Source organism: Trichlorobacter sp. (genome assembly GCF_030247655.1).
In the GTDB taxonomy this organism is placed as follows: Bacteria; Desulfobacterota; Desulfuromonadia; order Geobacterales; family Pseudopelobacteraceae; genus Trichlorobacter.
Genome location: NZ_JAOTRZ010000122.1, coordinates 1 through 8,337 on the forward strand (window position 1 = coordinate 1; position 8,337 = coordinate 8,337).

Genomic DNA, 8,337 nt, shown 5'->3' on the forward strand with positions numbered 1-8,337 from the left:
GGCCAGCTCAGTATTGATGATCTCAATATCATCAGCAGGCGAGACCTTGCCTGCCACATGCACCACATTGTCATCATCAAAGCAGCGCACCACATGGACAACCGCATCTACCGAACGGATATGTCCCAGAAACTGGTTACCCAACCCTTCACCAGCGCTTGCCCCTTTAACGAGTCCGGCAATATCAACGAATTCAATGGTGGTAAACTGACATTTCTGCGGTTTGACAATTACCGAAAGCTGCTCAATCCGGGGGTCCGGCACCTGCACAATGCCAACATTGGGATCAATGGTACAGAAGGGATAGTTAGCCGACTCAGCACCGGCTGAAGTGATGGCGTTGAAGATGGTGGACTTGCCCACGTTGGGCAGGCCGACAATGCCGCAATTGAAACCCATAACCGTTATCCTTCCAGGTATGACTTGTTATTAAAAAGACTCATCGCCTTGGGTATCCCTTCATCAAGGGCCGTTTCCAGCATATCCAGAGCACCGTCCAGCACCCTGGCAAACACCTCCATCTCTGGAGGAGTAAAGACGCCCAGCACATGGTTGGTCACTTCACCATGCAATGGCCGTCCGATACCAAGTCGCAGACGCAGAAAATCACCCTTGCCCAGCTGTTCCATGATTGAGCGCAGACCGTTCTGGCCGCCATGACCGCCCCCCTGTTTCAGACGGACAGTCCCCAACGGCAGATCGATCTCATCATGGACCACAATCAGTTGATCAGCCTTTAGTTTATAGAACTGCAGAGCTGGCATAACCGAGCGGCCGGAAAGGTTCATAAAGGTCTGCGGCTTAAGCAGTACCAACCGTTTTCCTTTACGCTCCCATTCAGCAGTCAGTCCACCAAACTGTTTGCGGACAATCGACAGCCCTTCCAGCCGGGCAATCCTGTCCAGAAACAGAAAACCCGCGTTGTGGCGGGTCCATTGATACTTTGAGCCGGGATTCCCCCGCCCTGCAATAACGATCGTATCCGTAGCATGAGCGAGAAACAGGCCGTAGAGAATAGCATCTCCACGGCCTGTTTACAGGTCTTATCAGGCTGCTGCAGCAGCCTCTTCCTTAACCTTGCCCAGCACACCAACAACCGGTGTCTTTGGGTTATCGACACACTTGACACCAGCTGGGAAGCTGATTTCATTAACATGGATAGCATGGCCGATCTTGAGGTCAGCAATGTTGATCTCAATATGCTCAGGAATCTGGGCAGGCAGACACTCAATATGCAGACTATGGTGAGCAAAATCCAGCAGGCCGCCTTCTTTCACACCGGCAGCAGTGCCAACCAGACTGACCGGAACGGTAATCCGCACCTTCTCGGCCATATTAACCCGGTGCAGGTCAACATGCTCAGGAGTCCGCTTGAGAACATCACGCTGAATCTCAGCCACAATTACCACAACCTTATCCAGATCACCGCCGCCTTCAAGGGTAATCAGGTTGTTAAGGCCACCCTCACCGGCAATGGCGGTATTCAGGGCCTTGGGCTCAAGGCTGATAGCCACTGGCTCCATACCACGGCCATAGACAATACCGGGAATACGTCCGGCAGCACGCAGCCTGCGGCTGATACCTTTGCCAGTACTGGTACGAGTTTCAATCTTCATTTGGGTTTGTTGCATGGTCTTCCTCCGAACCTAAAAGCAGCCTGTCTGACCGCATATTTTTTCCTGCTTATGTAAATAGTGAACTTACTGACTCATCTTCATGGATACGCCGGATCGCCTCAGCTAACAGCGGGGCAACTGACAACACCTTGATCTTGGAGGTGCGATCTGCCCTTTCTCCCAACGGAATAGTATCCGTCAGCAACACCTCTTCAATCACTGAACCGTTGATACGGTCAATGGCCGGTCCTGACAGGACGCCGTGGGTTGCAGCAGCATAAATCATGGCAGCACCATTCTGCTTCAGGGCTCCGGCAGCCTGGGTCAGGGTACCGGCAGTATCAATCATGTCATCCAGGATGATAGCGATCTTGCCCTTGACATCACCGATCAGGTGCATCACCTCTGCAACGTTGGGACCGGTACGACGCTTGTCAATCAGTGCCATCGGACACTCGAGACGCTTTGCAAAGCCGCGTGCACGCTCAGTACCACCGGCATCAGGGGTGACCATAACAATATCCTGGCCGGCAAAACGTTCTTTCAGGTGATTCAGAATAACCGGCGCAGCATACAGGTTATCAACCGGAATATTAAAGAAGCCCTGAATCTGTGCAGCATGCAGATCAATAGTTACCACGCGGTCAACCCCAGCTGTCGTCACCAGATCAGCCACCAGCTTGGCAGAGATCGGGGTGCGGGGGGCTGCTTTACGGTCCTGACGGGCATAGCCGTAGTAAGGAATTACGGCTGTAATGGTGGCAGCCGAAGCCCGCTTCAGGGCATCAGTCAAAACCAGCAGCTCCATCAGGTTATTGTTGGTGGGAGCACAGGTTGACTGCACCACGTAGACATCACGACCACGGACATTCTCGCCGATCTCAACCATTATCTCGCCATCAGAAAAGGTCTTAACCCCGGCGTTCCCTAACGGGACACCAAGCGCATCACAGATTTTCTGAGCCAGATTAAGGTTGGAATTGCCTGAGAACACTCTGATCTTGTCGTACATGGAACGCGCTCTACCTTTCAGACAGAAGAATACAGCCTAAACCGTTTCAACCACAGCTACAAACCAGTCACGATTGTTGCGTAATGCGTCCCCAGCCTTGCGGGCTGTTGCCTCACCAGCAAACAAACCAAATACGGTCGGGCCGCTACCGGACATTAACGAGCAGCACGCCCCCAGGGCGACCAACTCATTCTTTATCTCAGAAATAACCGGAAATGCTGGGATAGTTACCGATTCAAGATCATTTGACAGGACACCACATATTGCTGCAACGTCCTCAAACGAGTCGGGAATTGTAGCCAGACGATCCCGTTGTGTCAACTGCAAATTTTTATAGACCCATGCGGTTGAGACCGGCAGGTTCGGGTTGACCAGCACCACCCAGGCAGGAGGCAGTCCATTCAGCGGGCTGAGTTTCTCACCAATCCCTTCAGCAAGGGCTGTCTGCTGAAAGACAAAAAACGGCACGTCAGCCCCCAGTTTGACGCCGACCTCCATTAATTGCTCACGGGAAAGCCCCACCCCCAGCAGTTCATTCAGCCCTAACAAGACGGCTGCACAATCACTGCTGCCGCCCCCCAGACCAGCTGCCACCGGAATATTTTTTTGAATGGCGATCTCAACACCGGACGGCTGTCCCGCCAGATCCAGCAGTGCCTTTGCAGCCTTCCAGGCGATATTGTCCTCGCCATCCGGCACCCCTTCCCGCCCGCAACGAACTCTGATACCCGGCTCACAACTCAACGAGATCGTCACCTCATCACACAAATTGATCCGCTGCATGATCATACGCAGCTCATGATACCCATCGGGACGCCGTGCAATGACATCCAGACGATAGTTAACCTTGGCAGGGGCTTGCAGGACAATACTTTGAAGCATGAAAAACTCCATCCGGGTGAAATTGTGAATGAGAAGATAATTTTTCTAAACCAAACCGGACAGCAAGGCAAGGGCAAAGAAACTTGCAGGCAACGCTGTTCACCGTTATACTCGCTCTTCTTCTATAAGACACCATTAGCCGCACATGTAAGCATGAAAGGAAGCTGCTGCTCCATGAAGATTCGATTACCTGCTGAATGGGAACCACAGGACGGCGTCCTGCTGGCATGGCCCCACCCTGACACTGATTGGGCAGACCGGCTACCAGAGGTCTGCACTACCTATACCGAGCTGATCCGCCAGATTGTCCGCTTTGAAAAGGTCCTGCTGGTTGCCCCGACCCCTGAAGCGGTACAAAATCATCTTTCCGATGCGGGGGTTGATCTGACCCGCATTACGGTCTGTCCGATTGCCACCAACGACACCTGGACCCGCGACTTTGGCCCGATTACCGTAGAGGTGAATAGCCAGCCGGTACTGCTTGATTTTGGTTTCAATGGCTGGGGGCTAAAGTTTGCCGCTAACCTTGATAACCAGGTTACCCAGCAACTAAAGCAGCAGGGGGCGCTGCTGCCCCGTGCCAATACCATCGGCCTGATATTTGAAGGTGGCAGTATCGAGAGTAACGGTTGTGGCACGATCATGACCACCAGCCAATGTCTGCTTTCCCCCAACCGAAACCCGCAACTGACCCGTCAGGAGCTGGAAGGCGCTATGCAGTCCCTGTTCGGAGCACAGCAGGTGCTCTGGCTTGAGCATGGCCACCTGGAGGGGGATGACACTGACGCCCATATTGACACTCTGGCCCGGCTCTGCCCCAATGACACCATTGTCTATGTGGCCTGCGATAATCCGGCTGACAGCCATTATGATGCACTGCAGAAGATGGAGCAGGAGCTGAAGCAGATGACTACAGCAGGAGGCAGTCCCTATCGGCTGCTGGCCCTGCCCTGGCCCGAAGCCAAGTATGATGCTGCGGGCAATCGGTTACCTGCCAGCTACGCCAACTACCTGGTGATCAACGATGCCGTATTGGTCCCCACCTACCGTGATCCGGTGGATAACGGAGCTCTGGCCATGATAGCCCTGGCCTTTCCCGGTCGTGAGATCATCGGCATTGACTGCCTGCCACTGATTGAACAACATGGTTCCCTGCACTGTGTCACCATGCAGCTGCCACAAGGGGTACTGCCATGAAACCTCTGAAGGTGTCCCTGATTCAGCAGAGCTGCAGTGACGACCAGTCCGAGACCTTTGCAAAAACCGGAAGCATGGTCCGTCAGGCTGCTGCAGGCGGTGCAAAGCTGGTGGTGCTGCAGGAGCTCCATAATGGCACCTATTTCTGTCAGACCGAGGCAACCGAACAGTTTGACCGGGCTGAGCCGATTCCCGGTCCTGCCACAGAACGGCTTGGCGCACTGGCCAAGGAGCTTGGGATCGTACTGGTAACCTCGCTGTTTGAACGACGCGCCCCCGGCCTGTACCACAATACCGCTGTGGTATTTGAGCAGGATGGCGCCATTGCGGGTATCTACCGCAAGATGCATATCCCGGATGACCCTGGGTTTTATGAAAAATTTTACTTTACCCCCGGTGATCTGGGCTTTACACCGATCCGAACTTCAGTCGGCACCCTGGGTCTGCTGGTCTGCTGGGACCAGTGGTATCCAGAGGCGGCCCGCCTGATGGCCCTGGCCGGCGCTGAGCTACTGATCTACCCCACCGCCATCGGCTGGGACCCGGCTGACACACCTGAAGAGCAGCAACGCCAGCAGGATGCCTGGGTAGCGGTTCAGCGTGGCCATGCCGTTGCCAACGGCCTGCCGGTACTCGCGGCCAATCGGGTTGGGTTTGAGGCATCACCTGATCCCCATGCCTCAGGTATCAGCTTCTGGGGCACCAGCTTTATTGCAGGACCGCAGGGAGAACTGCTTGCCAAAGGCAGTAGTGACAAAGAAGAAGTTATTACACTGGAGCTGGATCTGGCCCATAGCGAAACTGTTCGTCGCATCTGGCCCTTCCTGCGAGACCGGCGCATTGATGCCTACGGAGACCTGACCCGGCGTTTCCGGGACTAGGAGCAGCGGATGGAAAAGCATCCAGATCAGACAGCACTACTGGATTTTGAGTACTTGCAAATCAACTACCATGATGCCGGCTTTGGCTACCTGCTACCTGAAATACTGGAACTGTTTCGCGGCCAGGCAACACTATATCTGGACTTAATTGAAGACCATCTCAGGCATGCTGATCTGCATGCACTGGCACTGGAGGCCCACACCCTTAAAGGAACCGCCGGTTCTGTCGGAGCAGCTGCCATAGAACAGGCAGCCCTACTGCTTGAAAATGGAGTAGCAGATGCTGCTATTACAACGGTTGCCGCCCAGGTGGGACAGCTGAGAAAGATCGTCCAGCAGACTGAAACGGCAATTACAGCAGAACTTGCCCGTCTGGCAAGCACAGCCAATGAGGATGTACATCTGCTCTGATTCACTCTCCCAGCAGCAGAAACGGACAAGGGCCACCTGATACACAGGCGGCCCTTGTCTGTTTGATAAATATCTGTCGCTACTGTTTCAACCCGACTTCAATGGCAAGCTTTTCCCACGCCGGCAAGCTCCGTTCAATCATCGCCGTATCTACGCAATAAGCGATTCTAAAATAACCGGGCGCACCAAAGCCTGATCCAGGCACCAGCAGGATATGGTGTTTCTGAGCCAGCTTGACAAACTCCACATCATCAGCAAGGGGTGATTTAGGAAACAGATAAAAAGCCCCATCCGGCTTGACCATGCTGAAGCCCAGGCCGGTCAGGCTGGTATAAAAAAGGTCACGCTTTGCCTGATAGGCCCCACTATCCACCGAAGCATCCTGTAATCCGGCCACCAGACGCTGCATCAAAGCCGGTGCATTCACAAATCCCAACGTTCGGTTACAGAATACCGCCCCTTCCATAAACTGCATTGCCGTTGCCATACGGGGGTTGACCGCCAGATAGCCGATCCGCTCACCCGGCAACGCCAGGTCTTTACTGTGGGAGGTCACCACCACGCTTGATTCGATCAAGGGGAAAATATTGGGAACTTTTGAACCATCGTAGGAGATACGTGCATAGGGTTCATCGGAGATCACATAGACCTGATGGCCGGTGCGGGTCTGGGCCCGTTTCACCAGTTCACCCAGTGCCGCGAGTTCTTCTGCACCGTAAATAACCCCGGTAGGGTTATTGGGGGAATTGATAATAATGGCGCGGGTCTTGGTGGTTATGGCTGCCTCAATGGCCGCCAGATCAAGCCGGAAGGTCTCCCGATTGGTCCAGACCTCCACCGGCACTCCACCATGATTGTCGATATAAAATTTATACTCCACAAAGTAGGGAGCCAGTATGATGACTTCTTCACTGGGATTCAGAATGGTCTTCAACACCACATTCAAGGCACCACCGGCACCACAGGTCATGATGACATGCTCAGCAGCAACTGCCAGACCAGAGTCAGCAGCCAGCTTGGCTGCAACCGCAGCACGGGTCTCAGGATAACCGGCATTATTCATATAGCGGTGCATGCCCGGTAACGGGTTATTTGCCAACTGCTTCAGGGCTGCATGAAATGCTTCTGGCGGTTCTACATCAGGATTGCCCAGAGTAAAGTCATAAACGTTCTCTGCCCCGAACTCCTGTCGTAACCGTTCACCTTCTTCAAACATTTTACGGATCCAGGATGAACGGGAAATATATCCGGCGATCTTGTTTGCTATGGCCATATCAGTAATGTCTCCAACCCTAAGATTATTTTTTCAGTTGCTCTATGATTGCAGGCAAGGCCCGCTTGAAGGCAGAGGCAAAGGCTTTCTGCAGGACATCCTGGTGCAGTTTTTCACGATCCTTGACCGCAAAATCAGAAAAACGGGATTCAAAGCTCAGAGTGTTTGTCTTGGCCCCCTTTACCCAGATTTCAATCGAAAAACTGACCCGGCAATCAGCTTCAACCTTGATTAAGGAACGGGTTTCATCAAGCTGCAGGGTGCTTGCGGCCAGTACCAGGCCATACTCAGCATCTTTAGGCACCGCCTTGCCCACCTGCACCGTATAGCCTGCCCGCAGCAATTCCTGTTGCAATGCATCGCGAAGCAATGCCGTCGGGGCGGTGGGGCTGGTGACATTCCCCTTAACCTTGCCATCGGTATCCTTAACCTCACCCAGAATCCACTGAATCCGCTCCCCCACGCCTGGCACCGTTCCCTCCAGTGACGAGGCAAGCACTAACGAACCGCCAGGACCTTTGGCCTCATTAACCGGCTGATAGCTGGGCTTCAATTGAAGATCAGATGTGGCACAACCGGCAAGTAGTACTGACAGCAGCAGTATGACCATCATACAGTTTGACCTGAAGACATGTACGAGAGGCATGCTAACTCCTCCTTTAATGTTAGTCTGAAATGCAGGTGGGACAGTATACCGGGAATGGAGGCAAACGCAAGGGGCTGGCTACTATCGGGCAGATTCTGTGACAGGCGTATCACGCCCGGAGACCGCCAGTGCGGCCTGTTTCACCAATGCCTCCGCAACCTTACGACGGGCTTCGGAAAGCAGGCGCTGCACCGTACCTCGGGAGACTCCCATGCAACCACCGGCCTCCGCCTGGGTCATCCCCTGGCCGTCACAAAGATGCAGCGTCTCCAGTTCATCGTGGAACAGGGTAATACATTCAAGCTGCCCCAGCGGGGTTCCGGCAGGCTTATAGACCGCCTTGAGAGCAAGGCGGTCTGGACAGCTACAGGTATATGGTTTACGTGGTCTCGGCATACAGCTACAGGTCTTCCTTAATT

11 protein-coding genes are annotated in these 8,337 nt (G+C 53.9%); 3 read left to right on the forward strand and 8 right to left on the reverse strand.

The window, feature by feature from the left end; genetic code table 11:
- From OEL57_RS10880 to ispE, 5 genes are all read right to left on the reverse strand, one after another.
- Positions 1-399, reverse strand: a 399-nt coding sequence (locus OEL57_RS10880) for a GTPase (protein WP_300740561.1), incomplete at its 3' end; no start/stop codon positions are given.
- A gap of 5 nt (positions 400-404) precedes the next feature.
- A complete protein-coding gene (gene pth, locus OEL57_RS10885) occupies positions 405-1,004 on the reverse strand; it encodes an aminoacyl-tRNA hydrolase (RefSeq protein ID WP_300740570.1) in 600 nt (199 codons plus the stop codon).
- A gap of 42 nt (positions 1,005-1,046) precedes the next feature.
- Entirely contained in the window at positions 1,047-1,631 is a 585-nt protein-coding gene (locus OEL57_RS10890; protein ID WP_300740562.1) for a 50S ribosomal protein L25, read from the reverse strand.
- A gap of 52 nt (positions 1,632-1,683) precedes the next feature.
- Positions 1,684-2,628, reverse strand: coding sequence for a ribose-phosphate pyrophosphokinase (locus tag OEL57_RS10895; protein WP_300740563.1), 945 nt, complete (start codon positions 2,626-2,628; stop codon positions 1,684-1,686).
- A 36-nt stretch (positions 2,629-2,664) separates the two neighbouring features.
- Positions 2,665-3,510 (reverse strand): 4-(cytidine 5'-diphospho)-2-C-methyl-D-erythritol kinase, encoded by an 846-nt coding sequence (gene ispE, locus OEL57_RS10900; RefSeq protein ID WP_300740564.1) that lies wholly within the window; start codon positions 3,508-3,510, stop codon positions 2,665-2,667.
- A 174-nt stretch (positions 3,511-3,684) separates the two neighbouring features.
- Between ispE and OEL57_RS10905 the strand changes: the two genes are divergently transcribed.
- Genes OEL57_RS10905 through OEL57_RS10915 form a run of 3 tightly spaced genes read left to right on the forward strand, consistent with a single transcriptional unit; the run spans position 3,685 to position 5,999 of the window.
- Positions 3,685-4,707, forward strand: coding sequence for an agmatine deiminase family protein (locus OEL57_RS10905; protein WP_300740565.1), 1,023 nt, complete (start codon positions 3,685-3,687; stop codon positions 4,705-4,707).
- Positions 4,704-5,588 carry a carbon-nitrogen hydrolase gene (locus OEL57_RS10910; protein ID WP_300740566.1) on the forward strand — a complete coding sequence of 295 codons (885 nt, stop codon included), beginning with the start codon at positions 4,704-4,706 and terminating at the stop codon, positions 5,586-5,588. Before OEL57_RS10905 ends, OEL57_RS10910 begins: the two co-directional genes overlap by 4 nt.
- Before the next feature lie 9 nt (positions 5,589-5,597).
- Entirely contained in the window at positions 5,598-5,999 is a 402-nt protein-coding gene (locus tag OEL57_RS10915) for an Hpt domain-containing protein (protein WP_300740567.1), read from the forward strand.
- A gap of 79 nt (positions 6,000-6,078) precedes the next feature.
- Here OEL57_RS10915 and OEL57_RS10920 read toward each other — a convergent pair whose 3' ends face one another.
- The 3 genes from OEL57_RS10920 to OEL57_RS10930 all read right to left on the reverse strand — a co-directional run.
- Positions 6,079-7,272: a pyridoxal phosphate-dependent aminotransferase gene (locus OEL57_RS10920; RefSeq protein ID WP_300740568.1), complete on the reverse strand. Its 1,194-nt coding sequence runs from the start codon at positions 7,270-7,272 to the stop codon at positions 6,079-6,081.
- A 25-nt stretch (positions 7,273-7,297) separates the two neighbouring features.
- Complete coding sequence (locus OEL57_RS10925) at positions 7,298-7,918, reverse strand: hypothetical protein (RefSeq protein ID WP_300740569.1); 621 nt, start codon at positions 7,916-7,918, stop codon at positions 7,298-7,300.
- 81 nt (positions 7,919-7,999) lie between these two features.
- The coding region (locus tag OEL57_RS10930; RefSeq protein ID WP_307726514.1) for a DUF134 domain-containing protein at positions 8,000-8,337 on the reverse strand (338 nt) is incomplete at its 5' end.